The 24,149-nt window shown below is 70.0% G+C and carries 19 protein-coding genes, 1 tRNA gene and 1 pseudogene; 11 read left to right on the top strand and 10 right to left on the bottom strand.

Annotated elements, in window-relative coordinates:
- Positions 1–21 precede the first annotated feature (21 nt).
- Genes H9X80_RS04750 through H9X80_RS04735 form a run of 4 tightly spaced genes read left to right on the top strand, consistent with a single transcriptional unit; the run spans position 22 to position 4,910 of the window.
- Positions 22–1,767, top strand: coding sequence for an ABC transporter ATP-binding protein (locus H9X80_RS04750; RefSeq protein ID WP_204793198.1), 1,746 nt, complete (start codon positions 22–24; stop codon positions 1,765–1,767).
- Entirely contained in the window at positions 1,764–3,557 is a 1,794-nt protein-coding gene (locus tag H9X80_RS04745) for an ABC transporter ATP-binding protein (RefSeq protein ID WP_204793197.1), read from the top strand. The genes H9X80_RS04750 and H9X80_RS04745 overlap by 4 nt, the downstream gene beginning before the upstream one ends.
- The gene (locus tag H9X80_RS04740) at positions 3,554–4,141 is read left to right on the top strand and encodes a hypothetical protein (protein WP_204793196.1); all 588 of its coding nucleotides are present in this window, start codon (positions 3,554–3,556) and stop codon (positions 4,139–4,141) included. Before H9X80_RS04745 ends, H9X80_RS04740 begins: the two co-directional genes overlap by 4 nt.
- A 4-nt stretch (positions 4,142–4,145) precedes the next feature.
- Complete coding sequence (locus tag H9X80_RS04735) at positions 4,146–4,910, top strand: LytR/AlgR family response regulator transcription factor (RefSeq protein WP_204793195.1); 765 nt, start codon at positions 4,146–4,148, stop codon at positions 4,908–4,910.
- Positions 4,911–5,048: 138 nt separating this feature from the next.
- Here the strand turns inward: H9X80_RS04735 and H9X80_RS04730 are convergent, their stop codons facing one another.
- The 6 genes from H9X80_RS04730 to H9X80_RS04705 form a co-directional block, all read right to left on the bottom strand.
- Positions 5,049–6,326 carry a serine dehydratase subunit alpha family protein gene (locus H9X80_RS04730; RefSeq protein ID WP_204793194.1) on the bottom strand — a complete coding sequence of 426 codons (1,278 nt, stop codon included), beginning with the start codon at positions 6,324–6,326 and terminating at the stop codon, positions 5,049–5,051.
- A 57-nt stretch (positions 6,327–6,383) separates the two neighbouring features.
- Positions 6,384–6,698, bottom strand: a complete 315-nt coding sequence (locus tag H9X80_RS04725; RefSeq protein ID WP_204793193.1) for a thioredoxin family protein — start codon at positions 6,696–6,698, stop codon at positions 6,384–6,386.
- Positions 6,695–7,651, bottom strand: a complete 957-nt coding sequence (locus H9X80_RS04720; protein WP_204793192.1) for a hypothetical protein — start codon at positions 7,649–7,651, stop codon at positions 6,695–6,697. The genes H9X80_RS04725 and H9X80_RS04720 overlap by 4 nt, the downstream gene beginning before the upstream one ends.
- A 549-nt stretch (positions 7,652–8,200) precedes the next feature.
- Positions 8,201–8,461 carry a hypothetical protein gene (locus H9X80_RS04715; RefSeq protein WP_204793191.1) on the bottom strand — a complete coding sequence of 87 codons (261 nt, stop codon included), beginning with the start codon at positions 8,459–8,461 and terminating at the stop codon, positions 8,201–8,203.
- 638 nt (positions 8,462–9,099) lie between these two features.
- A tRNA-Val gene (locus H9X80_RS04710) sits at positions 9,100–9,174 on the bottom strand.
- A gap of 251 nt (positions 9,175–9,425) precedes the next feature.
- Positions 9,426–11,555, bottom strand: coding sequence for an LTA synthase family protein (locus H9X80_RS04705; RefSeq protein WP_204793190.1), 2,130 nt, complete (start codon positions 11,553–11,555; stop codon positions 9,426–9,428).
- A gap of 261 nt (positions 11,556–11,816) precedes the next feature.
- Between H9X80_RS04705 and H9X80_RS04700 the strand changes: the two are divergent.
- From H9X80_RS04700 to H9X80_RS04690, 3 genes and pseudogenes are all read left to right on the top strand, one after another.
- A pseudogene (locus tag H9X80_RS04700) lies at positions 11,817–12,113 on the top strand (peptide chain release factor-like protein); the annotation flags it as partial.
- 150 nt (positions 12,114–12,263) lie between these two features.
- Positions 12,264–12,614 carry a hypothetical protein gene (locus H9X80_RS04695; RefSeq protein WP_204793188.1) on the top strand — a complete coding sequence of 117 codons (351 nt, stop codon included), beginning with the start codon at positions 12,264–12,266 and terminating at the stop codon, positions 12,612–12,614.
- A complete protein-coding gene (locus H9X80_RS04690; RefSeq protein WP_204793187.1) occupies positions 12,614–12,832 on the top strand; it encodes a hypothetical protein in 219 nt (72 codons plus the stop codon). The genes H9X80_RS04695 and H9X80_RS04690 overlap by 1 nt, the downstream gene beginning before the upstream one ends.
- A gap of 366 nt (positions 12,833–13,198) precedes the next feature.
- Here H9X80_RS04690 and H9X80_RS04685 read toward each other — a convergent pair whose 3' ends face one another.
- The 4 genes from H9X80_RS04685 to H9X80_RS04670 form a co-directional block, all read right to left on the bottom strand.
- Positions 13,199–15,001: an ABC transporter ATP-binding protein gene (locus H9X80_RS04685; RefSeq protein ID WP_204793186.1), complete on the bottom strand. Its 1,803-nt coding sequence runs from the start codon at positions 14,999–15,001 to the stop codon at positions 13,199–13,201.
- Positions 14,998–16,725 (bottom strand): ABC transporter ATP-binding protein, encoded by a 1,728-nt coding sequence (locus H9X80_RS04680; protein ID WP_204793185.1) that lies wholly within the window; start codon positions 16,723–16,725, stop codon positions 14,998–15,000. The genes H9X80_RS04685 and H9X80_RS04680 overlap by 4 nt, the downstream gene beginning before the upstream one ends.
- 378 nt (positions 16,726–17,103) lie before the next feature.
- Positions 17,104–19,908, bottom strand: coding sequence for a molybdopterin-dependent oxidoreductase (locus tag H9X80_RS04675; RefSeq protein ID WP_204793184.1), 2,805 nt, complete (start codon positions 19,906–19,908; stop codon positions 17,104–17,106).
- 3 nt (positions 19,909–19,911) lie between these two features.
- A complete protein-coding gene (locus H9X80_RS04670; protein WP_204793183.1) occupies positions 19,912–20,709 on the bottom strand; it encodes an FAD binding domain-containing protein in 798 nt (265 codons plus the stop codon).
- A gap of 272 nt (positions 20,710–20,981) precedes the next feature.
- Between H9X80_RS04670 and H9X80_RS04665 the strand changes: the two genes are divergently transcribed.
- The 4 genes from H9X80_RS04665 to H9X80_RS04650 are packed head-to-tail and all read left to right on the top strand — an operon-like array spanning position 20,982 to position 24,002.
- Complete coding sequence (locus H9X80_RS04665) at positions 20,982–21,818, top strand: ATP-binding cassette domain-containing protein (protein WP_204793182.1); 837 nt, start codon at positions 20,982–20,984, stop codon at positions 21,816–21,818.
- Positions 21,809–22,732 carry an ATP-binding cassette domain-containing protein gene (locus H9X80_RS04660; RefSeq protein WP_204793181.1) on the top strand — a complete coding sequence of 308 codons (924 nt, stop codon included), beginning with the start codon at positions 21,809–21,811 and terminating at the stop codon, positions 22,730–22,732. Before H9X80_RS04665 ends, H9X80_RS04660 begins: the two co-directional genes overlap by 10 nt.
- Positions 22,729–23,469 carry an energy-coupling factor transporter transmembrane component T family protein gene (locus H9X80_RS04655; RefSeq protein ID WP_204793180.1) on the top strand — a complete coding sequence of 247 codons (741 nt, stop codon included), beginning with the start codon at positions 22,729–22,731 and terminating at the stop codon, positions 23,467–23,469. Before H9X80_RS04660 ends, H9X80_RS04655 begins: the two co-directional genes overlap by 4 nt.
- Positions 23,466–24,002, top strand: a complete 537-nt coding sequence (locus H9X80_RS04650) for an ECF transporter S component (protein ID WP_204793179.1) — start codon at positions 23,466–23,468, stop codon at positions 24,000–24,002. The genes H9X80_RS04655 and H9X80_RS04650 overlap by 4 nt, the downstream gene beginning before the upstream one ends.
- The last annotated feature ends 147 nt before the right edge of the window (positions 24,003–24,149 follow it).

Genomic DNA, 24,149 nt, shown 5'->3' with positions numbered 1-24,149 from the left:
GGGAGGCGGAAGGGAGATCACATGGACCAAGACGCGCTGTTTCGGACGCGATACGGCAGCTTCAGGCGCTTCTTCTCGATGCTGGGCAAGGCGCGGCTCCCGTATCTCTGGATCGTGGGGTATCTGGTGGTGTCGGCCGTCATCGCCAACGTGGGCGTCAGCACGACCGAGTACAGTGCCGCGCTGTTCGCCGGCAACGTGGGGCTCTGGACCGTCGTGCTGCCCTACCTGTTCTACACGGTGCTGGCGCTGGTGATCGGCTCGGTCTCGGGCCTCGTGCGTGACCTGTGCCAGGCGCGCATCGACCGCAACCTGCGGCGGATGGTGTGGCGCAAGGCGGTGCACCTGCCGCTGAGCTTCTACGACGCCAACAACCCCAAGGAGCTACTCAGCCGTATCACCACCGACGTGACCAGCATCAGCTCGCTGATCATGCTGGTGGTCCTGCCCATCTTCACGACGGCCTACTCGACCTCCCTGATCCTGGGGCGCATATCCAGCTACAACGGTAGGCTGATGCTGTCGCTCGTCGTCGTGCTGCCCGTGAACGTGATTCTGGCCTTCGTCATCGGCCGGCTGCGCTTCGGCGTCGCGGACCTCATCAACCGGCGGACCGCCCAGCTCACGGCCTCCATCGCCGAGCGGACCAACAACATGCTGCTCATCAAGTCCATGGGGACCGAGGAGAAGGAGGCAGCCGAGGGCGAGGCGCGTATGAAGGCCTCCTACGACGCGGAGGTGACGGACCTCTGGGTTCGCGGTCTGTCGCTGCCGGTCTACGCCATCGCGACGTCGCTGCAGAGCGTCGTTATCATCCTGGCTGGCCGTGCCTTCTACGGGGCCGGCGCCCTCGACCTCGCCCAGTGGATCGCCTACTACGGCTTCGCGGTCCAGCTCACGAACATCCTGAGCACCTACTGCAGCAACTGGTCCGAGTTCAAGGGCGCCCAGGGCGCCCTGGACCGCGTCTCGCAGATCATGGAGGAGCCGGAGGAGCAGCTGGAGAAGGGCACGGACGTGGCGCATCTCGTCGGCGGCATCGCGCTGCGCGACGTTGCCTTTGCCTATGACGGAAGCGAGCCGCTCTTCGAGGGGCTCTCAGTCGACATCCCGGCCGGTAAGATCACGGCCGTCGTGGGGCCGTCCGGCAGCGGCAAGTCGACGCTGCTCAACCTGATCGACCGGCTGTACCCGCTGGATGCGGGCTCCATCACCATCGACGGGCGCGACATATCCGAGCTCGCGCTGCGCGGCCTGCGCAGGTCCGTAGGCTACGTGACCCAGGAATGCGTGCTCTATGCCGGCACCATCCGCCAGAACCTCCTCTACGGGCTCGACCGTACCCCCGACGACGAGGAGCTGGACCGCGCCATGGAGGCGGTGGGCATGCTGGACTTTGTGCGCGAGCAGCCCGGCGGCTACGACGCGCCGGTGGGCGAGTCGGGCGGCAGCCTGTCCGGCGGCCAGCGGCAGCGCCTCTCGGTCGCGCGCGCCCTGCTACAGCGTCCCGACTGCCTGCTGCTCGACGAGGCGACCGCCGCCCTCGACATTGACGGCAAGGACCGCGTGTGGAAGAGCGTTCACGAGCTGATGGCGGGCAAGACCGTGGTGTACGTGGCCCACGACGCGCAGACGCTGCGCAACGCCGAGTTCGTCGTCGTGCTGGAGGGCGGCCGGGTGACTGCCTTCGGCGAGCGCGACGACGTGCTGAGAGAGAGCGCCTTCTGCCGCGAGATGATGGAGTCGGGAAGCGAGGTATCACGATGAGCATCCCTAGCGCACAGCCCGACGCGCGTCCGGGCGAGGACGCCGCGAAGAAGCCGAAGTTCTCGTTCAAGGCGTACCTGTCCTTCTTCACCCGCTTTCCCATTCCCTGGTGGCTGTTCCTGCTCTCGATGGTCATCGGGTTCGCCAACACCGAGGTGGTCCTCGCCATCTCCGAGTACACGATCCGCATCAACAAGGGCGAGCTCTACAACGCGGTGATCGTCGGCTTCGCCATTGCCACCGTGCTCAACGCGCTGCTGTCCATGGTGGTCAACGTGGCGAGCGGCTACGGCAGCGCCAAGGTGACGCTTCGCGTCCGCCAGCTGCTGTGGCACAAGATCTTGCGGCTGCCCCTGCGCGAGGTGGAGCGTCGCCAACCCTCGACGCTCATCTCGGGCGTCACCAACGACGTGACCCAGGTTGGCCCCGTCGTGCAGATGGTGTTCAGTGCCGTCGTGTCGCTCTACAGCTTCTTTAGGTGCTGCTGGGAGATGTACAGCTTCAACGGCACGCTCTCGGTGTACATGCTGATGCTCCTGCCGCTCGCCGTGGTGATGTTCGCCCTGGTGGGTTACCTGCAGTACCAGATCATGAAGCGCCGCTACGCCAGCCTCAACAAGATGACCACGTTCTTCTCGGAGCACATCTCCGCCGCCAAGCACATCAAGGCGCAGGCGATGGAGGACCTCGAGGTCGAGGAGGGCATCAGGGCCATCGACGCGCGGTACAAGGCCGACGTCTACTACGCCTTCATGAGCGCCCTGCAGATGCTCTCCAACTCGCTGTACGTCAACGTCGGGACGGTCGTCACCGCCGTGTGCGGCTCCGACCTCATCCGCCGCGGCCAGATGCCCGAGACCGGCATCAACGACTTCTCGACGTACAAGGACCGGGTGGACATGTACACGGCCGAGGTGCTGACCCACTACCAGACCCTCAAGGGCACCCAGGGCGCGCTGCAGTACGTGGGCGTGCTGCTGGACGGCCCCGAGGAGGAGCCGGACGCAGGCGACGTCCTGCCGTCGGGTGACGCCGCGCCGGAGATTCGGCTGGAGAACGTGTCCTTCGCCTACGTGCCCGACCAGCCGGTGCTGCGCGACCTGTCCTTCACCGTCCCCGCCGGCAAGATGACCGCCGTCATCGGCGGCAACGGCTCGGGCAAGTCAACGCTGCTCAAGCTGCTGCAGGGCATCTACGCCCCGGACGGCGGCCACATCTGGCTGGGCGGCCAGACGACCGACGAGGTCAGGCCGCACGACCTGCGTCGGCAGTTCGGCTACATCCTGCAGGACAATCCGCTCATCTCCGGCACCGTGCGGGACAACATCGCCTACGGCGCCGAGGGCGAGCCCGACCAGGCGCGCGTCGAGCGGGCCGCCCGCCTGGCCGACGCCGATGACTTCATCCGCCAGCTCCCGCAAGGCTACGACACGCAGGTCGGCGCCGAGGGCACCCTGCTCTCCGGAGGCCAGCGCCAGCGCGTCGCCATCGCGCGGGCGCTGTACACGGACCCCGCCTGCCTGCTGATGGACGAGGCAGGCGCCAACCTCGACCGTCGAAGCGACGCGACCATCCTCGACGCCGTCTGCCGGGGGCTCGGTGGCCACACCATCGTCGTGGTGACCCATGACATGCGCACGGTGATGGCGGCCGACTACGTCGTGGTTCTGGACCACGGCACGCTCGAGGCCGCGGGCACCAACGCGGAGCTCGCACGAACCAGCCCAACCTATCGAGCTTACCTCGAGAAGCAGGGAATCACATCGTACGAGAAGGGGGCACGGTCATGAAGCGCTTTACGGTCGTCGTTTCCATCCTGCTGGTGCTATGCTTTGGCGGTGTGGTGGCCTACGTGATCTCCATGCCGGACTTCACGGACCCGTCCGCGACCCAGACGAGCTCGGAGCAGGGCGCGCCCGAGGACACGAGCGAGGGCAAGGCCGAAAGCTCGGGCGAGACCGAGGGTTCAGGCGAGGCGAACGCCTCCGGGGAGGGCGAGGCGGCTGCCGGCGATGATCAGAACTCGGCCGTGTGGGACAAGACGATGGACGACCTGCTGGCATACCTCGAGCAGAAGGGCCTGATCAGCGGCGACCAGACCAAGCTGGCCTCGAGCGGGCTCTGCTCGGACGCCGTGTCCATGAACGGCGCCGAGTTCTACTGGTGGGATCTGAACAACCTGGACAAGGACAGCGACGAGTACGTCGCCTACGAGAGCCTCGAGAACGACGGCACGATCAACCTTTTCAACAGCGGCAGCATCATCGCCCCCGCCCATAACGGCCCGTTCGCCCTGCTTGCCACGAACTACACCGGCGACGTGGACGCCCTGACCGACGCCTTCATGGCCTTCGGGCAGGACGGGACGGACTAGGCTCATGAGGATGCGGACCCTGTTGGTCGACGCCGACCGCGAGCTTCGCTCGTCGCTGTGGAACCTGCTGAGGCTGTATCAGGACTTCGAGCTGGCCGGCGAGGTCGAGACCGCCGAGGAGGCGGTGGACTTCGTGCAGCAGAACCATGTCGACGTGGTCTTCGTCAATCACCAGCCGGCCTCGCCCTCCCGCACGAGCACGGGGGACTGGGTCTCCTACCTCCTGTCCCAGACCCACCCCGACGTGCAGGTCGTTCTCTACGCGGACAGCAAGGAGTGGGCGTTCGAGGCCTTTCGCAGCCAGTGCGCGGGCTACCTGCTTTTGCCCTTCGACCCGCTGGCTCTGCAGGCGCTGGTGGGCCGTCTGAGGTACGTGTTCGACCTGCAGCGCGTCAAGCGCGAGACCGCAAACCGCAGCCTGCTGATCAAGACCCGCGAGGGCTACCGGCTCACGCCCGTCGCGGACATCCTGTTCGTGGAGCGCAGCAACCGCCGCAACCGCATCGTCACCCAGTCCGGCGCCGAGGTCCACCCGATCGGCTACACGCTGAGCCAGCTGGAGCACATGCTGGAGGGCTGCGGCTTCTTCCGCTGCTACCAGTCGTTCATCGTGAACCTCTCGAAGATCTCGTTCGTCCGGGCCGACGGCAGCAACAAGAGCTACGCGATCCAGTTCAAGGGATACGAGGGCGAGATTCTGCTCAGCCGCGACAAGTATCCCGAGCTTCTCGCCCTGCTGAGAGAGAAGTACGCCGACATCGACCTGTGACACCCGGCCCTCACCGCTACGGCAGCGACCCCAGAGAAGAGCGTTTCTCTGGGGTCGCTTCGCGTGTGCGGCGATCGGGGAGGGAAAGGCCGAGAAGGACGTCCTTCTCGGCCTGCCCTTCTCGCGAGCGGAGGGATCTCAGCACATGCCGCTCGTCATCAGTCGGATGATCGTGCGGTCGGTCTCGCGCATGCCCTCGCTCGCTAGGGTGCCGACGTTCTTGATGGTGTTCTCCACGCCCTTGACCACGATGCCGTCGCCGCCATAGAACTGGCTGCCGTTCTGCTGCATCTTCCAGCCGAGAAGCCCCGCCTCGACGGCCGACGCAATCTTTGCGGCGCAGCTGGCCTTGGCGCCGTCGCAGATCATGCCCGAGTCGATGGCCACGGCGTTGACGATGGTATGTGCGATCTCCTCGTAGCGGCCACCGTGCAGGTAGCAGACGCCCGCGCTGGCCCCGCAGCCGGCCGCCGTGGCGCCGCAGTATGCCGAGAGGCTGCCGATGCCCGTCTTGAGGTGGATGGTCACGAGGTTGGAGACGGTGAGCGCGCGGAAGAGCTCCTCCTCGGTCGAGCCTAGCGTGCGGGCGTAGACGACCACCGGCAGCGACGCGGTGAGCCCCTGGTTGCCGCTGCCCGAGTTGATGACGACCGGCAGCTCGCAGCCGTTCATGCGGGCGTCGGAGCCGGCCGCGGCCCAGGCCTTGGCGCGGTTGTGCGTGGAGTCGCCGTAGGACTCGAGCAGGATTCGCCCGATGTTGGCGCCCCAGGTCCCGCGCAGGCCCTCGCGCGCGATGGCGGTGTTGTAGTCGATCTGGCGCTGCAGGACCGCCCGCACGTCCTCGACGTCGACTGTGTCGGCGAACTCCACGATGCGCTCCACCGTGAGCAGGGAGCGGTCGGTGGCGTGCTTGGGGCCCTCCTCGGCGTACGGGCGGTCGACGAGCGCCTCGCCGTCGCGCTCCACGCGGATGACGTTGGTGTGGGAGCCGGCGATCTCGGCGAAGGCCGTGTGCCCGGAGGCCTCGACGCGCACCTGGATGTCGAAGACGTAGTCGCGCTCGGACGGGTGGACGCGGATGACGCCGCGCCGCTCGTACTCAGAGACCTGCTCCACCTGCTCCGGGGTGAGGCCGGCGAGCACCTGCAGCTTCGCGGCGGCGTCGTCGGCGATGATGCCCGCGGCGGCGGCCACGGAGAGCCCGCGCTGGCCACCGGTGTTTGGCACCACGACGCTCTTGACGTTCTTGATGATGTTGGCGCTGGCGTAGACGTCCACCTGCTCGGGCAGGGCGCCCAGCGTCTCGCGCGCGATCGCGGCGCAGTAGGCGACGGCGATGGGCTCGGTGCATCCCATGGCGGGCTGGAGCTCCTCGGCCAGGATGGCGCAGTAGTTCTGGTAGACCTCTTTGTCCATGACGTCCTCCCTCGCGGCGAGTTCGTTGCTGCGCCGGGGCTCGCCGGCTGCTGCCCGTTAATCGTACATGTATCGGGCGATGACGTCCTTGATCTGCTGGGGCTGCATGACCCCCACATGGCTCTCGACCAGCTTGCCGTCCTTGTAGAAGTGCACGGTCGGCACCGCGCGGATGCCGTAGCGCTCGGCCAGCTCGAGGTTGTCGGTGGTGTTGAGCTTCACGATGTTCAGGAAGGGTATCTCCGCGTCGAGGTCCTCCAGGATGCGGGAGAACGCCTTGCAGGGCCCGCAGGTGGTCCCGAAGAAGTCGACGATCACGAAGTCGTTCTGAATGAGGCTCTCGAAGTTGTCCTTGTCGGCAAGCTGAATCATCGCAGGTCTCCCTCTTCGTCCGGTAGCTGGTTCTTTTCGCGATACAGCCGGACGGCGTGGTCTCGCCACAGCGTCTCGGCATGGGCGGCGTACTGGTTGAACTCGTAGGTGTCCCAGGGCTGGGCGTCTCGGGCCTGGGCCTCGCTGACGTGCCAGGTGCTGGCGTAGTCGTGCAGGAAGGCCTCGTGGCCCCTCTTGGTCACGACGAAGCCGTCGCGCTCGGCGTAGTGGCGCCCCGCGAGATAGCAGCGCAGGCTGTCCCAGCAGGAGTCCTGGGTCATGGCCACGAGCTCGGCGTAGCTTCTCACCGGGATGTTGCCGGCGAACTGCTCGGCGGTCATCTCCTCGAGGACCATCCCGTCCTGCCGGGCGATGGCGCGACAGCGGTCCAGCTCCTGCCCTACGGCAAGCTTCCAGTCGGCCTTGGCGAGCACGAATGCCGACTCGTCCAGCACGGTCCGCTTGACCTGCGCCGTCAGCGCGTAGGATGCCTGCTCGGCGGACTGGTCCAGCTGGAGGCCCAGCAGGTGGCGGCGGTACTGCGCCACGGTGAGCACGCCGGGCAGCCCCAGCGCCGCGACCATCTCGTCGGAGAGGGGAGGCGTGACGCGCTTCTTCACCGCCTGCACGGTCAGGCTCACCTGGCCCTCAGGAAGGGAGGAGGTGCGCGTCTCGCCGGCGCGCATCCCCACGGACAGCTCCTCGAGCGTGTGGTTGTACACCCCGCTGCCCGCGACGAAGCGCACCTTGTCCTTCTGGTAGCGGGGCACGTCCGAGCGCAGCGAGCAGCTGACCATGTCGCCGCGAGCCGCCGCGCCGCCGTCCTGCCAGCTGACGTAGGGGTTGCGCAGCCGGTCGAGCTCCCTCTGCAGGGCGGCCAGGTCGGGCTCGAACGTCGGGATGTCCAGGGACACCTCGCGGTAGTCCCTGAGAGAGACGACTCTGGACTGCATAATGTGCCTCCTCTTTGACAACGGGATGTCTGTCTGCACATGGCGACAGCACCCGCACCCGTGTCGCACGCTGGCGAGGGCCACGGCATGAAACGGCCCTTCCGGCAGGATATCGACCGCTTCCGGCGCCGAACAAGAGGGGAGGTCCATCTCGTCCGGAGGCGCGTCTATTCTGCCGGGCTGCCGACCGCCGCGCGTGAGGCCGCTCCCCGTCCTGAGGGCTGAGCGGGTCATCCTGCGAGATCGTACGCCCCTGTGCTCGAGAAACCCCGGAAGTCGGAGGGCTCTGTCTTTGTCTGCGCGGAGAAGCCCTGAAGTCGGGAGGTTCTGTCCCCATCCGCTCAAGGAATCTACGATGTCTGGCCACGAGGCCCCAGACTTTACGCAATTCTTGAGCGCGGGGTGGAGAAAGCCCCCGACTTCCCGCAATCCCAGCGCGCGCTGGGCGGAGCCTCTGACCTCCCATACTCCTCGTACATCGGGAACTAGGCTCGCGGCGCGATGAGTTGCTGTAAAATCAATCATGCAGATATTTGATGGGCGGCACTGCTAAAGATTGGCGGAAATTATGATACTCGCCCTGTATCTGGGAGCGGCTTCGGTGGCCCTCGCGCTGATTGCCGCCCTGCTCAGGCCCTCGGACCGATCGATAGTGCTCGTCGCCTCGAGCTTCTTCCTCTCATCCCTCTGCTTTCTTTTCATATTGTGGTCGAACACCAGGGTCGACGTATCGTCGATTCTTGACACGGTTAACGGATGGTATTTCGGAGGGGTTGCGCTGATGGTCACCTCCAGCTCCCTTTCGGCCATCTCGCTCTTTCGGTACGTTAAGAGGCGTCGCGATAGCTAGTCCGGCATGGGTCCGGCATGGGCTGCCCGCAGGGTTGCTTCCGATGACAAGAGCGCGGCCGCGCCGGGCGCGAAGTGCGATGACGAGCGCGACGACGTCGAGCCCTATACCGCCTGCGGCGTTCCGTGCGAAGCGGGCGGCTACGGAGGCGGCGGGCCCCTACGCCCCGGTGACTCCCACGCTGGCGTCGTCGCGCCCGAAGACGCGGTCGAGGTTGTACATGCCGGTGGGCCCTCCGCCTCGACGCTGTCGAGCACGATCTCGCCGCTGTGCGAGTCAAGCTGCGTCGAGGACACGGTCGGGTCGAAGTCGGTGGCGATGAACCCGATTCCCGCACGCTGCGAACGCGACGTCGAGGAGCGGTTGACTTTATGCGTGAAGCGTCAACCAGCGCTCCTTTGATTCCACTGCCACTCGACCTCATACAAAGGAAGAGAGGTGCAGGTAGGTCTCGGCACTCGAAAGAATCTCGAGTCCATGCATAACTTGGCACTTCATACCGTCCGGTGAATCTCGCCGAATTTTGATAATTGTTTTGACACCATTTGGACAGATACGAAAACAGCTCAGAGCGGACATGCTCTGAGCTGCGAATTAATGGTGGGCGTTACAAGATTTGAACTTGTGACCTCTTCCGTGTCAGGGAAGCGCTCTCCCCCTGAGCTAAACGCCCGAATGTTGTTCCGCTGCAGTGGGGTCTGCAGCGCGAGGGATATATTAGCAAGGAAGGTACCGGTAGCGCAACCCCCAATTTTGACTTTCTTTTGCCGACGCGCCGTGGACGGGGCGAGAGGGACGCGCAGCGGGCGGGAAGGACGCACGGCAGGCGAGAAGCACGCGCAACCGCACGCCCGACCCGGCGAGAAGAACCTGAGACCTGCCGGGGGGTGCCTGCCCGCAGGTTCTTCTCGCCGCCACGCGCGGCTACTCGAGCTTGCTTGCGAACTCAAGGTAGGAGATCTGCGCGAGGTCGTCAAAGACCGCGGGCAGCGCGTCCTCGTCGGTGAGGGCGCACCAGGTTCCGTCCGCGGACCGGGCGCCCACGAGCGTCAGCTCCGGCATCTCCGCGCGCACCGCGAGGAGCGCCTTCTGGTAGTCGGTGAGGGGCACGCCCATGGCCTCGGCCGTCTGTGCCCAGAGGTAGGCGGGGCTCGTCCCGGCCGCGCCGGCCGCGGACTCAGCGCCGGCCGTGTCGGCCGCCCCCGCCACGTCGTAGTTGGCCCAGACGAGGTAGCTCGTCTCGTGCGTGCGCAGGGTGTGGGAGAGCGGGTCGGCCTCCGCCTCGCCGGGGTAGAGCGCGTCGGCCAGGATCGTGGAGAGCGCGGGCTGGTGGTCCCCAAAGAAGACGAGCACCACCGGGCGGTCCAGCTCGGCGAGCTCGGCCACGAAGTCGGCGAGCGCGCGGTCGGACTCCTCGATGCAGCCCAGGTACTCCGAGAGCCGGGCGTTGTCGTAGTCGCTCACGCCGTCGACCTCGTAGCGCTCCACGTCGCCAATGTTTCCCTGGTCGTAGCTTGAGTGGTTCTGCATCGTAACGTCAAAGACGAGCTGCGGGTCGTCGTCGGAGCGCAGGATCTCGAGGACCTCGTCGTAGGTCTCGGCGTCGGAGACCCCGCTGTGGAACCACGCGGCGCCGTCGAAGGCGTCGAAGGAGAGGAAGCGGTCGAAGCCGAGCATCTCGTAGACGCGGTCGCGGTTCCAGTTGGTGGGGAAGTTGGGGTGGATGGCCGTGGTGTCGTAGCCGAGCGCCCCGAGCTGCCTGGCGAGGCTCGGCGCCTCGGAGAGGTCGTAGAGCGAGTAGGGGTACTTGCCGTCGCCCACGTAGGCCAGCGGGACGCCGGTGAGGAACTCGAACTCTGAGTTGCAGGTGCCCCCGCCGATCACGGAGACGCTGAGCTCGCCGGTCATGACGGAGCCGTCCGTAGATCCCAGCGACCGGAAGCGCGCCGGCCCCTCATAGCCCCAGCTCCCGCCGTCGAGCGCGGAGAGGTCGGCGAAGGTCTCGTTCATGACGCAGACAATCGAGGGCCGCACGTCTGCGAACTGCGCGCTCGCGGCGGCGCACGCCTCCGTGGCACCGAGCGTCTCGTCGTAGGCCGCGGCGTAGCGGGCCTCGAGCTCGCGGGCGCCGTCGTCCGTGTAGCCCTCGGGCTCCTCGATCGGCAGGTCCTGCGCCACGGCGATGAACGTGGTGAGAAACCCCTGCTTCTCGTAGTAGTCCAGCGTGTACCAGTACTCCATGCCCACCCCGAGGTCGTCGAAGTAGCTCGGGACGCTCACGCCGACCCACAGCAGGGTGAGCGCGACGAGCGAGCACCCCAGGTTGACGATGGCCTCCCGCACGACGCCGCGGGAGCTCTCCCGCGGGGCCGGCGCCACGAGCATGCAGACGGGCAGGGCCAGAAGCAGGCAGGCCAGGCCCAGCAGGACCGCCCCGTCGACGCTGTAGACGTAGCTGCCGCTCACCGCAGCGGCGGTCCCCAGGACGAAGAGGTCGTTGGGCAGGATCGCCGACGCCTTGAAGCCGGCGACGAAGAACTGCGCGAGCCCGATGGCAAAGCAGACGCCCACGCCCAGCGCGAGGCCCGAGCCGTGCCGCTGGAAGAGGAAGTAGCCGAGCACGAGGGCGGCCAGGATGACGAGCAGCTGGATGAGGGCGAAGCCGGGGGCGATGGAGAGGGCCGTGGGGTTGTAGGGCAGCTCTAGGGCAAGGTGGGCAAGCACGGTGCAGACGAGCAGCGCCACCACGGCGAGAAGGACCTCGGCGGCCGCGGGGGCGAGCCTGCGGCGGAGCGCCGTGAGGGCGCGCTCGCGCCCGAGGGCCGTCGCGGCGGCCAGGAGGGCAGCGACGCAGGCGGCGACGAGCTCGGCGAGGCCTCCCGTGTAGAGGCCGAGGGTGCACCAGACGGCGACGGCGGCGAGAAGGACCGCGGGCACGGCGAGCCACGCGACGTCGGCGGCACGTGGCCGGCCGACACGGAGGGCGCGGACGGCCGACAGCGCGGCGATAAGGACGAGCGTGGCGAGCGGGACCACGAGGGACGGCAGGGACATCGGGAACCTCACAGAGTCGTGACGGTGGGCTTGCAAAACCCTTACTATACGCTGCCGGGTTTGGGACTTCCGGAAGCCGTCGGGGAGCGGGCGACGGGCGTCGGGGGCGGGTGGCGCCTGCGGGTTCTTCTCGCCGCTTGGGCCTGCGGGTGCGTGCCTCCCTCTGGTAGGATTGCCGGCATGGGGGAGAGACCGCTCACATACCGCGACTACGCCGCCTTCGCACGGATGAGCGCCGAGCAGATCGCGCGCGACTGCGAGGTGCAGGCCTTCCATGCCTCGGGGCCGGGCGGCCAGGGCGTGAACACGGCCGACTCCGCCGTGCGCATGCGCCACGTGCCCACCGGCATCGTGGTGGTCTCGCGCGAGGAGCGCAGCCAGCTGCGCAACCGCGAGCGCTGCGTCGAGAAGATCCTCGAGACGTGCCGGCGCCGTGCCCGGCCGCCGCGCCCGCGGAAGAAGACGCGCGTCCCGGTGGGTCAGCGCCGCCGTCGCCTCGAGGACAAGCGCGCCCGTGGCAAGGTGAAGCAGCTGCGCCGCCGCGTGGAGGGGGAGTAGGGCGGCCCATGGTGGGCCGGCTTGTGGCGGGGAGCGGGGCCCGCACGACCCGCGGCGGCCCGTGGCGGGGAGCGGCACGTCGCGGGTCCTTCTCGGCTATCCTTCTGCTATCTGCCCGTTTGCCTGCGGGACCCGACGAGAGGAGACGCCATGCCCGTCGTTCACACGCACTGCTCCGAGCCCATTTCGCCCGAGGCCCGCGAGGCCCTGAAGGCCGCCTACGGCCGCGCGATCGAGGTCGTGCCCGGCAAGTCCGAGTCGTGGCTGATGTGCCTGTTCGAGGGCGACGTGCCCATCTACTTTGCCGGTGACGACTCGGCGCCGGCGGCCTACGTCGAGGTGAGCGTGTTCGCGCGCGACGCGGTCGACGCAGGCGTCTGGGAGCGCTTCACCGAGGAGGTCACGCCCGCGATTGCCCGCGAGCTTGGCGTGGACCCGGCGCGGCTCTACATCCGCTACGGCTGGACGCCCGACTTCGGCTGGAACGGGGCCAACTTCTGATGACCGGCGACGCTTCCGGCGGCGCGGACGACGCGGCGCGCCTGGTGGCCTACGACGCGTTCGCTGCCGACGTGCGCGCCGAGCTCGCCGACACGTGCGCGCGCATGGAACGGCTCGCCGCCGAGGGAAGGGTGCGGACGGCCACGTACCGGCAGCTCTTCGCCGCGCGTGTGACGCTGCGGGAGATCGTGCGCCGCCTGGCCGAGCACGGCCTGTAGGGGTCCTTCTCGCCGGCGGGTGGTCGCGGGTGGTGGTGCCGTGGCTGGATGGACGGCGGGCTGCGGGCGGCGGGTGATGGGCGGCACCGTGTTTGGACGTTTTTCTGCCCGAGAGCGTCCGGAAACGGTACGTCCCCAGAGGGGCACACTGTTTCCGGACGGTTTGCAGGTGGGAAGTGTCCAGAAACGGTGCGTGGGGGATCGGGCGCACCGCTTCTGGACGAACCTGGCGAGAAGAACGTCAGAAAACAGTGCGTCCCTCGTAGCGCGTACTGTTTCCGGACGTTCTTCTCGCCGGAGGTGTCCGAAAACGGTGCGGAAGTCCGGCCGCCCGTCCGCCCGCGCCCCCGCCAGCCGTACCCCCCGCTACTCCGTCGGGGCGAACTGCGCCTCGTAGATCTGCCGGTAGCGCCCGCCGGTGGCGAGCAGCTCCTCGTGAGTGCCGCGCTCGACGATCCGCCCGTCGGCGATCACGCAGATGAGGTCGGCGTCGCGGACGGTGGAGAGGCGGTGCGCCACCACGAAGCTCGTGCGGCCCTCCATGAGGCGGGCGAAGGCGCGCTGCACCAGGAGCTCGGTGCGCGTGTCGATGTTGGACGTGGCCTCGTCCAGGATGAGCATCGCCGGGCGCGCGAGCATCACCCGCGCGATGCACAGGAGCTGGCGCTGGCCCGCGGAGAGCGACTCCGAGCCGTCGAGCACCGTGTCGTAGCCCTGCGGCAGCCGGGAGACGAAGTCGTCCGCGTAGGCCTCCCGGCAGGCGGCGCGCACCTCCTCCGGCGTGGCGCCGGGCCGGCCCATCGCCACGTTCTCGAAGACCGTCGCGCGCCGCACCCAGGTGTCCTGCAGGACCATGCCCCAGCCGGCGCGCAGGCTTGCGCGCGTGAGCCCCCGCACGTCAAGCCCGTCCACGCGCACGGCGCCGGCGTCCACGTCGTAGAAGCGCATGAGCAGGTTGATGAGGGTGGTCTTGCCGCAGCCCGTCTCGCCCACCAGGGCGATGCGCTGGCCCGGGCGCACGGAGAGGTCCACGTCCGTGAGGACCGGGCGGAGCGGCTCGTAGCCAAAGGCCACGTGCTCCAGGCGCACCTCGCCGCGCGGCGCCGTCAGCTCGGCCGTGTCGGGAGCGTCCGCCTCCTCGGCGGGCACGTCCAGGAGCTCGAAGAGCCGCCGCGCGCAGGCCACGGAGTTCTGGAGCTCGGTGGCCACGCCGGAGATGTCGTTGAACGGCTTGGCGTACTGGTCCGCGTAGCCCAGAAAGGCCGAGAGCCCGCCCACGGTGATGCCGCCGGACATGGCCACGAACGCGCCGAAGATGCCGATGGCGGCGTAGACCAGGGCGTTCGCAAAGCGCGTGGTGGGGTTCACCAGGGACGAGAAGAACACCGCCTTGAAGCTCTCCTGCCCGAGCGCGGCGTCGGTGACGGCGAAGCGGGCGAGCACCTCGTCCTGGGTCTGGAAGGTCTCCACGGCGGAGATCCCGCCGATCATCTCCTCCGCGTAGGCGGTGAGCTCGCCGCGCAGGCGCGTCTGGCCGGAGAAGTGCCGGGCGCTGTGCGTGGCGATGAAGCGCGCCGTGAAGACCGAGATCGGCGTGAGCAGCGCCACCACCGCGGCGACCAGAGGGTTCAGGGCGAACATGAACGCGAGCGTGACCACGATGGTGAGCACGCCGGTGGGCAGCTGCTGGAAGGCCATGAGCAGGCCGTTGGAGAGCTGGTCGGCGTCCGTGACGATCCGGCTGGCGAGGTCGCCGTGGCCGTGGGAGTCCAGGTAGGAGAGGGGGAGCTCCTGCAGGTGGTCGAAGGCAGCCCGGCGCAGCTCGAAGGTGGCCCCGAAGGCGAGCCGGTTGGTGAGCGCCGAGAGCGCCCACTGCGCCAGGGCCGTTCCCGTCAGCGCCACCGCGATGGCCGCGAGCGCGCGTCGCAGCCCGGCAAAGTCGACCTGACCGGGCCCCACGACGCAGTCGACGGCGCGGCCGGAGAGCACGGGCAGGGAGAGCGTCCCCACCACCACGGCCACCGCCAGCACCGCCGCCGCGGCCACACTACCGCGCCTGCGCGCAAAGAGGCCGACCATGCGGCGGACGGTGCCGTCGCTGCGCGCGGCCCCGCGGCCCCTGCCGACCCCGCGCGCGCCGGACGCGCGCCCGCCAAACCTGCCGCTCATCGGGCCACCTCCTCGGGCGTGAGCTGCGACTCGCAGATCTCCCGGTAGACCGGGCAGCTGGCGAGAAGCTCCTCGTGGGTGCCCAGTCCCACCTGGCGCCCACCGTCCAGCACGAGGATCTGGTCGGCCTGGCGCACGGCGGTCACGCGCTGCGAGATGGTGACGACGGCGGCGCCCGCGCAGTCGTGCGCGAGGGCGCGCCGCAGAGCCGCGTCGGTGGCGAAGTCGAGCGCGGAGGAGGCGTCGTCGAGCACGAGCACCTCCGGACGCCGCGCGAGCGTCCGGGCTATGGCGACCCGCTGGCGCTGGCCGCCGGAGAAGTTGCGCCCGAACTGCTCCACGGGCGCGTCGAGCCCGCCCTTGCCGGCCACGACGCCGGCGGCCTGCGCGGTGGCGAGCGCCGCCTGGAGGTCCTTCTCGCCGGCGTCGGAACGTCCCCAGCGCAGGTTGGAGGCGACGGTGCCGGAGAAGAGCTGCGCGCCCTGCTCCACGAGGGAGACCACGCGGCGCAGCGAGGAGCGCGTGAGCTCGCGGACGTCCGTGCCGCCCACGCGTACGGAGCCCTCGGTGGCGTCGTAGAAGCGCAGGGCGAGGCTCGCGAGGGTGGACTTGCCCGAGCCCGTGCCGCCGATCACGCCGAGGGTGCCGCCGGCCGGAAGCTCGAAGCTCACGCGGGAGAGCGCGGGGCCGGCGCCGCCAGCGTAGGTGAAGCTGACGTCGTCGAAGGTGAGGGCGGGCGCGTCGGGGGCGAGCGCTGCCTCGCGGGTGCCGTCCGCCATGGAGGGGGCCGTCTCGAAGACCTCGTTCACGCGGCGGGCGCAGGCGGAGGCCTTGGAGAGCAGGACGATGAGGTTGGTGAGCTTGAGGAGCTCCACGAGGGCCTGGCTCACGTAGCTCACCAGGGCCACGAGCTGGCCCTGCGTGAGGTTGCCGACGTCCACCTGCGCGCCACCGAGCCACAAAAGCGCGATGAGTCCGCAGTTGATGGCCACGTAGGTGAGGGGGTTCACGAGGGCGGAGAGGTCGCCGGTCGTGACCTGGCGGCGGCGCACGGTGCCGGCCGCCTCGGCGAAGGCGCCGCGCTCGTCGGCCTCGCGGCGGAAGGCGCGCAGCACGCGGACGCCCTCGAGGTTCTCCGCCACGAGCAGCAGCACCTCGTCGAGGCCGCGCTGGATGTCGCGGTAGCGGGAGGTGGTGAGGCGCATGAAGCCCATGACCAGCGCAAAGGAGACGACGACAGCCACGAGCAGCGCCGCGCCCTCCACGCCGTCAACCAGCCACGCGGCCACCACGGTGCCGAGCGTCACGAACGGCGAGCGCAGGATCAGGCGGAAGAACATGTTGAGGCCGTCCTGGACCTGCTGGGTGTCGTTGGTGAGGCGGGTGGTGAGGCTGGCGCGGCCGAGGCGCTCCACGTCCGCGCGGGAGAGCGAGAGTACGTGGCGGAAGAGGTCGTCGCGCAGCGCCGTGCCGAAGGCGGCCGCGAGCTTGGAGCAGAAGTACTGCGCCGTGACCGAGATGGCCCAGGCAAAGACGCCCATGCCCACGAGCAGCGCCCCGTGCCAGAGCACGTAGCTGGCGTCGCGCGTGGGGATGCCCACGTCGATGACCTGCGCCATCACGAGGGGCACGAGGAGCTGCAGCAGCGCCTCGAGCATCTTGAACAGGGGCGCGAGCACGCACTCGGCGTAGTGCCCGGCAAGGTATCTCCTGAGCTTGAACATGCGGCCTCCGGACGGGGATCGAACCCCTCGATTCTAGCGCCGCGGGGGAGGCCCGCAAAACGTCGCGTCCTTCTCGGCGCGTCTCGACTTTCGGCGCGTCTCAACTCTCGGCGCGTCTCAAAACGTGACGTTGAGCGAGCCGGAGCGGCGCAGCTCGCTGGAAGTCACGCTTTGAGGCTCTGAAACGTGACTTTGGACGAGTCAAAGTGGCGCAGCTCGCTGGAAGTCACGCTTTGAGGCTCTGAAACGTGACTTTGGACGAGCTGGGGAAGTCGACTCGCAAAAAGTCACGTCCTTCTCGCTGTCAGGCAGGGGCGAGAAGGACGTGAGGCGGGGCGAGAAGGACGTGCGTCAGGCGATAACCTCGCGCCACGCGCGCTACTCGCCGAGCAGCACCTTGCTCGGCGTGATCGGCAGGTCGCGTACGTAGCGGCCCGTGGCGTGGGCCACGGCGCTCATGACGGCGGGCGAGGGCGTGTTGATGACCACCTCGCCGATGGACTTGGCGCCAAAGGGGCCGGTTGGCTCGTAGCTCGGCATGAACTCCACGCGCGGCTCGGGCACGTCGAGGCGGCTGGGCAGCTTGTAGGTCAGGAAGCTGCCCGTGCGCAGGCGGCCGTGGTCGTCGCGGGAGACGTCCTCGGTGAGGGCCATGCCGATGCCCTGTGCGATGCCGCCCTCGGCCTGCACGCGCGCGAGCGCCGGGTTCACCACGGTGCCGCAGTCCACGACGGCGGCGTAGTCGGTGACGCGGACCTGGCCGGTTGCCTTGTCAACCTCCACCTCGGCGACGCCGGCCATGAAGGGCGGCGGCGAGCTCGGCTGGGAGTTGGAGCCGTGGCCCTCGAGCATGCCGGGCATGAGGCCAAAGCCGATCATGCGGTTGGCGAGCTCGGCGAGGCCCGTCTCGTGCTCGGGCGCCTCGGGCGTGCCAGAGCCGACGCACCAGAGGCGCTCCCCGTCAAACTCCACGTCCTTCTCGCCGACGCCCCAGAGCCGGGCCGCCTGGGCGCGGATCTGCCGCTTGAGGTCCTCGGCCGCGCGCACCACGGCCCCGCCGGTGGTGTAGGTGCCCGAGGACGCGTAGGCTCCGGTGTCGAAGGGGGAGGTGTCGGTGTCAACGCCCTTGGTGACCACGCGGTCGACGCTGCAGCCGAGCGCCTCGGCCGCCATCTGGGCCAGGATCGTGTCCGCGCCGGTGCCCACGTCGGTGGCGCCGATGGAGAGCACGTAGAAGCCGTCGTCCTCGAGCCGGATGTCCACGTTGGCAATATCAACGTTGGCGATGCCGGAGCCCTGCATGGTCAGCGCCACGCCGAGGCCGCGCACGCGGTCGCCGAGGTCCTCGGAGAGCGGGCGGCCCTCCCAGCCCACCATCTCCATCGCGCGGCGCAGGCAGTCGTCGGCGCGGCAGGAGTGGAGCGGCTCGTCGTTCAGCTGCCAGAGGGTCTCGCCGGGGCCCACGAGGTTCTTGAGGCGCAGCTCGCAGGGGTCCATGCCGAGCTCGTCGGCCATCTCGTTGACGGCGGACTCCACGGCGAAGCAGCCCTGCGTGGCGCCGTAGCCGCGGTAGGCGCCGCCCGGCGTGGTGTTGGTGTAGGCGACCTCGTAGGAAAAGCGGCTCGCCGCCACGTGGTTGTAGATCGGCAGCGCCTTGCCGCCCGTGAGCGTGACCGTGGTGGTGGCGTGGTAGCCGTAGGCACCCGCGTTTGAGAGGGCGTGCAGGTCGATGGCCGTGAGCGTGCCGTCGCGCCGGGCGCCCACGCGCACGTCGAGCACCATCTCGTGGCGGGTGTTGGAGCAGCACATGGTCTCCTCGCGCGTGTAGGTGCACACGCAGGGCCGGCCGGTGCGCAGCGCCGCCAGCGCGGCGAAGGCCTCGTTGCTGCCGGACTGCTTGGCGCCGAAGCCGCCGCCCACGCGCGGCTTGATGACGCGCACCTGCCGCTTGGGGATGCCGAGGGCGCAGGCGACCTGCCGGCGGATGTGGAAGGGCACCTGCGTTGAGCTCACCACGGTGACGCGGCCGAAGGCGTCGGTGTAGGCGAAGGAGCGGAAGGTCTCCATCATGGCCTGCTGGGTGGCCTGGGTGCGATAGCGCCGCTCGATGACCACGTCCGCCTCGGCGAAGGCGGCCTCGAGGTCGCCGTGGACGCGCTCACCGGCGGCCACGAGGTTGCGGCGCGGGTCGCCGGAGGTGTCCCCGCCGGGCGTCCAGTCGTCCTCGTCGTGGATGACGGTGGGGTTGTCGATCGCCTCCTCCACGTCGAGCACTGCGGGCAGCTGCTCGTAGCTGACCTTCACGAGCTTGGCGGCCGCCGCGGCGGTGGCCTCGTCGACGGCCACCACGATTGCCACCTCGTCGCCCACGTAGCGGACGTGGCGGTCGAGAAGGACCGTGTCGTAGGGGCTCGGCTCGGGGAAGGACTGGCCGGCCAGCGTGAAGCGGTGGTGGGGCACGTCATCGGGGCCCCAGACGGCCACGACGCCGGGAAGCGCGAGCGCGCGGCTCTTGTCGACGTCCGTGACCAGCGCGTGCGCGTAGCGCGAGCGCACGAGCTTCACCACGAGCGCGTCCTCGGGCGCGAGGTCGGCCGTGTAGACGGGCTTGCCGGCGAGAAGGGCTGCGGAGTCCTTCTTCGCCACGGGCCGCGCGATCTGGGCGTGCCGCTCGCCGGACTGCGTGGTGGGGTCGTCCGGCACGGCGCGCGGCGGCAGCTCGCCGCCGTTTTGGTGGCGCGCGAGGAAGCGGCGGATGGCGCGCTGCTGGCTTGCGTAGCCGGTGCAGCGGCAGAGGTTGCCCGCGAGGAAGCGGCGGACGGTCTCGTCGTCGGCATTCGGGTGGGCGGCGTCCAGGGCGAGGACCGCCATCTCCAGGCCCGGCGCGCAGAAGCCGCACTGCTCGGCGCCCTCCTCGGCGAGGCAGCGCGCCAGGAGCTCGCGCCGGCCGTCCGCGACGCCCTCCAAGGTGGTGACGTCGTGGCCGTCCGCGCGCGCCATGAGGACCGAGCACGAGAGCACGGGCTCACCGTCCAGGAGCACGGTGCACAGGCCGCAGTTGGAGGTCTCGCAGGCGCACTTGACGGACTTGGCGCCGTGGGCGCGGCAGAAGTCGAGGAGCGTCATGTCGGCGCGCACGTCCTCGGTGAGGGGCGCGCCGTTCAGGGTGAGGGAGATCTGCATGGCCTAGGCCTCCTTCGCGTGGGCGGCGGCAAGGGTGCGGCGGACAAGCTCCGGCGCCACGGCGCGGCGCCAGGCCTCGGTGCCGCGCAGGTCGGAGCCAAAGGAGAGGTCGGCCGCCGCGGAGAGCACGGACGCAAGCTCGGTGGGCGAGTAGCCCTCGCGCAGCGGCAGCCTCTCGCCGCCGGTGAGGGCCTGCGCCTTCTGCGGGCGCGCGCCCACCGCCACGTGCCAGGAGCCCCTCCAGAGGCCGGCGGCGGCGTTGAGAGCGGAGAAGTCCGTGGCCGCGGGGCGCATGGAGGCGAAGGCGGCCCGGTAGCGGTGCTTGCGGACGATGACGTGGGTGAGGACGTCGCGCCCGGCGCCGCGCTCCACGAAGGGGATGAGCGGCATGCGCCCGGCGCCGGCGAGCTCGACCTCGGTGTCCAGCGCGAGCAGCGCGCAGATGACGTCCGAGAAGCCCATGCGCGACCACACCGAGCCGCCCACCGTGGCGAGGTTCCTGAACTGCGTGCCCACGATGCCGGAGACGGCCTCGGAGAGGACGCCGGCGGTGGCGCGGGAGAGCGCCTCGTGGCGCTCCATCTGGCCGAGGGTGACCATGGCGCCGATCACGAAGGCGTCCTCGGTCTCCTCGATGTGGTCGAGCCCGCAGCGGGAGAGGTCGATGCCCAGAGGCACGGTGCGGTCCGCGAGGCGCAGCCACATCATGCCGCCGACGACGGTGGCGCGGCGGTCCGAGCGCAGCAGCTCCAGGGCCTCCTCGGGCGTTTCCGGGCGGGTGTAGCTCTCAAAGCGCAGCACGCGTCCTCCTTTGGTCGTGGTGGGTTTCTCTACGATACCGCAGGTGAGCGGTGCCGTGGGGGCAAGCGTTGCCCTTTCGGACGCATAACGGTGACGGGCCAAGCGAGGGGCCGATGCCGCCCGCCACGGCATATCGCCCGGCGAGAAGAACCCGCGGGCCCCGGCGCCCGCTTGCGGGGCGGTCGCGCGCTGCTAGAATAGCTGACGTTGTGTCATTTAACCATGTCGTGCCGCGCGGGAGACGCGGCGCGCGGATGCGGGGAGGGAGCGCGATGGGCGGCAGCCGGGACGGCCTGGCCGTGCGGGCGCGCGGTGTGCGCCACAGCTACGTGCGCGGCCGCGAGGACCTGCGCGGCGTCGACCTCGACGTGGCCGCCGGCGAGCTCGTCGCCATCGTCGGGGAGAACGGCTCCGGCAAGACCACGCTCGCCCGGCACCTGAACGCCCTTCTCGCCCTGCAGGCCGGCTCGCTCACCGTGGCGGGCCTCGACGCCGCCGACCCCGCCCGCGTCTGGGAGCTGCGGCGCGCCTGCGGGATGGTCTTCCAGAATCCGGAGAACCAGCTCGTCTCGTCGGTGGTAGGGGAGGACGTGGCCTTCGGTCCCAGAAACTTCGGCGCCGACGGGGAGGACGCGCAGGCGGCTGCCTCGCGCGCCCTCGCAGCGGTGGGGCTCGCCGGCTTCGAGCGGCGCGACGCCCACGCGCTCTCCGGCGGCCAGCAGCAGCGCGTGGCGCTCGCGGCGGTGCTCGCCTGCGAGCCGGACGTGATCGTGCTCGACGAGGCCACCTCGATGATCGACCCCCAGGGCCGCGACGAGCTCTCCCGCGCGGTCGAGGCCGTGCGCCATGAGCGCGGCTCCACGGTCCTCTGGATCACGCACGACATGGAGATCGCCGCCCGCGCCGACCGCGTGGTCGTGATGCGCGCCGGCGAGGTCGCCGCGGCCGGCGCGCCCGGCGAGGTGCTCACTGACGAGGCGCTGCTCGCGTCCGCCGGGCTCGAGGCGCCGCTCGCGGTGCGCGCCTGGCGCGCGCTCGAGGCGGCCGGAGCCGTCAGCGGGGCGTGCCCGGTCACCACGGAGGGGCTGGTGAGGGCGCTGTGCGGCTGACTCTCTCCGACGTGAGCCTCTCCTTTTCCACCTCGGCCGGCGAGAGGGCCCGGGCGCTTGCCGGCGTGACGCTGGAGCTTGCCGGCGGCGTCACCGGGCTCATGGGCCAGACCGGCTCGGGCAAGACCACGCTGCTGGAGGTCATGGCCGGGCTGCTGCGCCCGGACGCGGGCACGGTGCTCGTCGACGGCGAGGACGCCTCTCGCGGGGCGGGCGCGCGGCGGCTCTCAACGGCGGTCGGGCTGGTCTTCCAGATCCCGGAGCGGCAGTTCTTCGAGACCACGGTCGAGCGCGAGGTGTGCTTCGGCCTGCGCGCCCGCGGCATGGGCGAGAAGGACGCGCGAGACCGCGCGGCCGAGGCGCTCGCGCTCATGGGGCTCTCCCTCGACGAGCTGGGGCGACGCTCCCCGTTTGCGCTCTCCGGCGGGCAGCAGCGCCGCGTGGCCATCGCCTCGGTGCTGGCGCTGCGCCCGGGCCTTCTGCTGCTCGACGAGCCCACGGCCGGGCTCGACCCGCACTCGCGCGCCGCGTGCGTGCGGGCCGTCCGCGCCGCGGCGGCCTCGGGCGCCACCGTGGTGCTGGCGAGCCACGACGCCAACGTCCTCGCCGAGGCAGCGGACCGCGTGGTCGCGCTGGAGGGCGGCCGCGTGACGATTGACGGCCCCGTACGCGAGACGCTCGGCGACGCGGCGCTCATGCGCGCCCACGGCCTCGAGCCCGCCTGCGCCGCCCGCGCGGCCGCGGCCCTCAGGCGCGCGGGCCTTCCCGTGGCCGGCGCGCCGCTCACCTCCGACGAGCTCGCGGCCGCGATCCTCGCGGCGCGGGGCGTGGCGACGGACGGTTCTGCGCCCGCAGCGCCGGCCGGCCCTGCGCCCGCCGCCGTACCGGATGCCCGAGAGGGGGACGCCTCATGAGGGCGGCCTCCGGATACGTCTGGGCGGACTCGCCGCTGCACCGCGCGCCGGCCGCGGCCAAGCTCGTCGGGCTTCTCGCCTGCGCGGTGCTCGTGGTCGTGGCGCGCGGGTGGGCGCTTTTCGCCGTGTGCGCCGGGTGCGCGGTGCTCGTCGCGCTCTCGCGGGTGGGCTGGCGCCGGGCGTGCGCGCCGCTCTGGGGGATGCGCTGGTTCCTGCTGCTCGTACTGGTCATGAACGCGCTCTTTGCGGGTGGTGTGCCTGTCGGTGGCGCCCCTGCCAGCGTCGCCCCGGTGGCGATCGGCCCGCTCGCGCCCTCCCTTGCCGGCGCGGCCCAGGGGCTCACCGTCGTCGTGCGCGTGGGGGCCGTGGGCGTGCTCGGCGCGCTGCTCACCGCCACCACGCGCCCGCAGCAGCTCGTCGACGGCGTGCGCTCCCTGTTGGCGCCGCTCGGCCGGCTGGGCCTTACCGTGGAGCCGGTGGCCCTTGCCGTGGGCGTGACCGTGCAGTTTGTGCCGACGCTCCTGCGCGAGAGTCGCCAGATCATCTGGGCGCAGCGCATACGTTGCGGTGACGTCTCTTCTCGTAGTATTATGCGACGAGCCGTCAGTTATGTGCGGCTGCTCGTTCCGATCTTCGTGTCCGCGTTCCGGCGGGCGGACGAGCTTTCCGTTGCCATGGAGGCGCGCGGCTACCGGCTCGACGACGAGCCCCGCGCGCAAGAGGGGAGACGCCCGTGAGCCAGGTCAAGCGTATCGTCATAGCCGCCGTCTGCGCCGCCATCGGCATCGTCTTGCCGATGGCCTTCCACTCCATCCCCAACGCCGGCAGCGTGTGGCTGCCGATGCACATCCCCGTGATGATCTGCGGCTTGGTGGCCGGCCCCGCAGCGGGGGCCGCCACCGGCCTTCTGGCGCCCGTGCTCTCCAGCCTGCTCACCGGCATGCCCGCCGCCGCCATCCTGCCGTCGATGGCCTGCGAGCTCGTGGTCTACGGCCTGGCCTCCGGCGCGCTTTCCGAGCACGTCCGCACCGGCAGCGTGAGCCGCGACCTCTACGTCTCCCTGGTCGGCGCCATGCTCGCCGGCCGCGTGGTGCGCGGCGTGCTCGACGCGCTGGTCTTCTCGGCCGGCTCCTACAGCCTCGAGGCGTGGGTCACGGCGTCCTTCGTGACCGGCATCACGGGCATCGTGCTGCAGCTCGCCGTGGTGGTGCCGATCGTGGTTTCGCTCGAGCGCGCGGGCCTCGTGCCGCCGCGCTACCCGGAGGAGTAGCCGCCCGGGCACGGGTGCGTCTTGGCTCCCGCTGCGCCCCGCCGGCCACGGCCCCGTCGCGCCACCGGCCGCGTCCGCCTGGCGAGAAGAACGTCGCACGGCGACGCCACTCCGTATAATGGTGCGACCACAGACGACGAAAGGACG

This window comes from Olsenella profusa (assembly GCF_016900315.1).
GTDB classification, from domain to species: Bacteria; Actinomycetota; Coriobacteriia; order Coriobacteriales; family Atopobiaceae; genus Thermophilibacter; species Thermophilibacter profusus_A.
The sequence above is the reverse complement of the archived record's forward strand: the minus strand, read 5'-3'. Positions and strand labels throughout refer to the sequence as shown.

Coding starts and splice junctions, on each gene's coding strand:
- H9X80_RS04750 (WP_204793198.1), top strand. CDS start 22: ATGGACCAAGACGCGCTGTTTCGGACGCGATACGGCAGCTTCAGGCGC.
- H9X80_RS04745 (WP_204793197.1), top strand. CDS start 1,764: ATGAGCATCCCTAGCGCACAGCCCGACGCGCGTCCGGGCGAGGACGCC.
- H9X80_RS04740 (WP_204793196.1), top strand. CDS start 3,554: ATGAAGCGCTTTACGGTCGTCGTTTCCATCCTGCTGGTGCTATGCTTT.
- H9X80_RS04735 (WP_204793195.1), top strand. CDS start 4,146: ATGAGGATGCGGACCCTGTTGGTCGACGCCGACCGCGAGCTTCGCTCG.
- H9X80_RS04730 (WP_204793194.1), bottom strand. CDS start 6,326: ATGGACAAAGAGGTCTACCAGAACTACTGCGCCATCCTGGCCGAGGAG.
- H9X80_RS04725 (WP_204793193.1), bottom strand. CDS start 6,698: ATGATTCAGCTTGCCGACAAGGACAACTTCGAGAGCCTCATTCAGAAC.
- H9X80_RS04720 (WP_204793192.1), bottom strand. CDS start 7,651: ATGCAGTCCAGAGTCGTCTCTCTCAGGGACTACCGCGAGGTGTCCCTG.
- H9X80_RS04715 (WP_204793191.1), bottom strand. CDS start 8,461: ATGGCCGAAAGGGAGCTGGAGGTGACCATCAGCGCAACCCCTCCGAAA.
- H9X80_RS04705 (WP_204793190.1), bottom strand. CDS start 11,555: ATGTCCCTGCCGTCCCTCGTGGTCCCGCTCGCCACGCTCGTCCTTATC.
- H9X80_RS04695 (WP_204793188.1), top strand. CDS start 12,264: ATGCCCGTCGTTCACACGCACTGCTCCGAGCCCATTTCGCCCGAGGCC.
- H9X80_RS04690 (WP_204793187.1), top strand. CDS start 12,614: ATGACCGGCGACGCTTCCGGCGGCGCGGACGACGCGGCGCGCCTGGTG.
- H9X80_RS04685 (WP_204793186.1), bottom strand. CDS start 15,001: ATGAGCGGCAGGTTTGGCGGGCGCGCGTCCGGCGCGCGCGGGGTCGGC.
- H9X80_RS04680 (WP_204793185.1), bottom strand. CDS start 16,725: ATGTTCAAGCTCAGGAGATACCTTGCCGGGCACTACGCCGAGTGCGTG.
- H9X80_RS04675 (WP_204793184.1), bottom strand. CDS start 19,908: ATGCAGATCTCCCTCACCCTGAACGGCGCGCCCCTCACCGAGGACGTG.
- H9X80_RS04665 (WP_204793182.1), top strand. CDS start 20,982: ATGGGCGGCAGCCGGGACGGCCTGGCCGTGCGGGCGCGCGGTGTGCGC.
- H9X80_RS04655 (WP_204793180.1), top strand. CDS start 22,729: ATGAGGGCGGCCTCCGGATACGTCTGGGCGGACTCGCCGCTGCACCGC.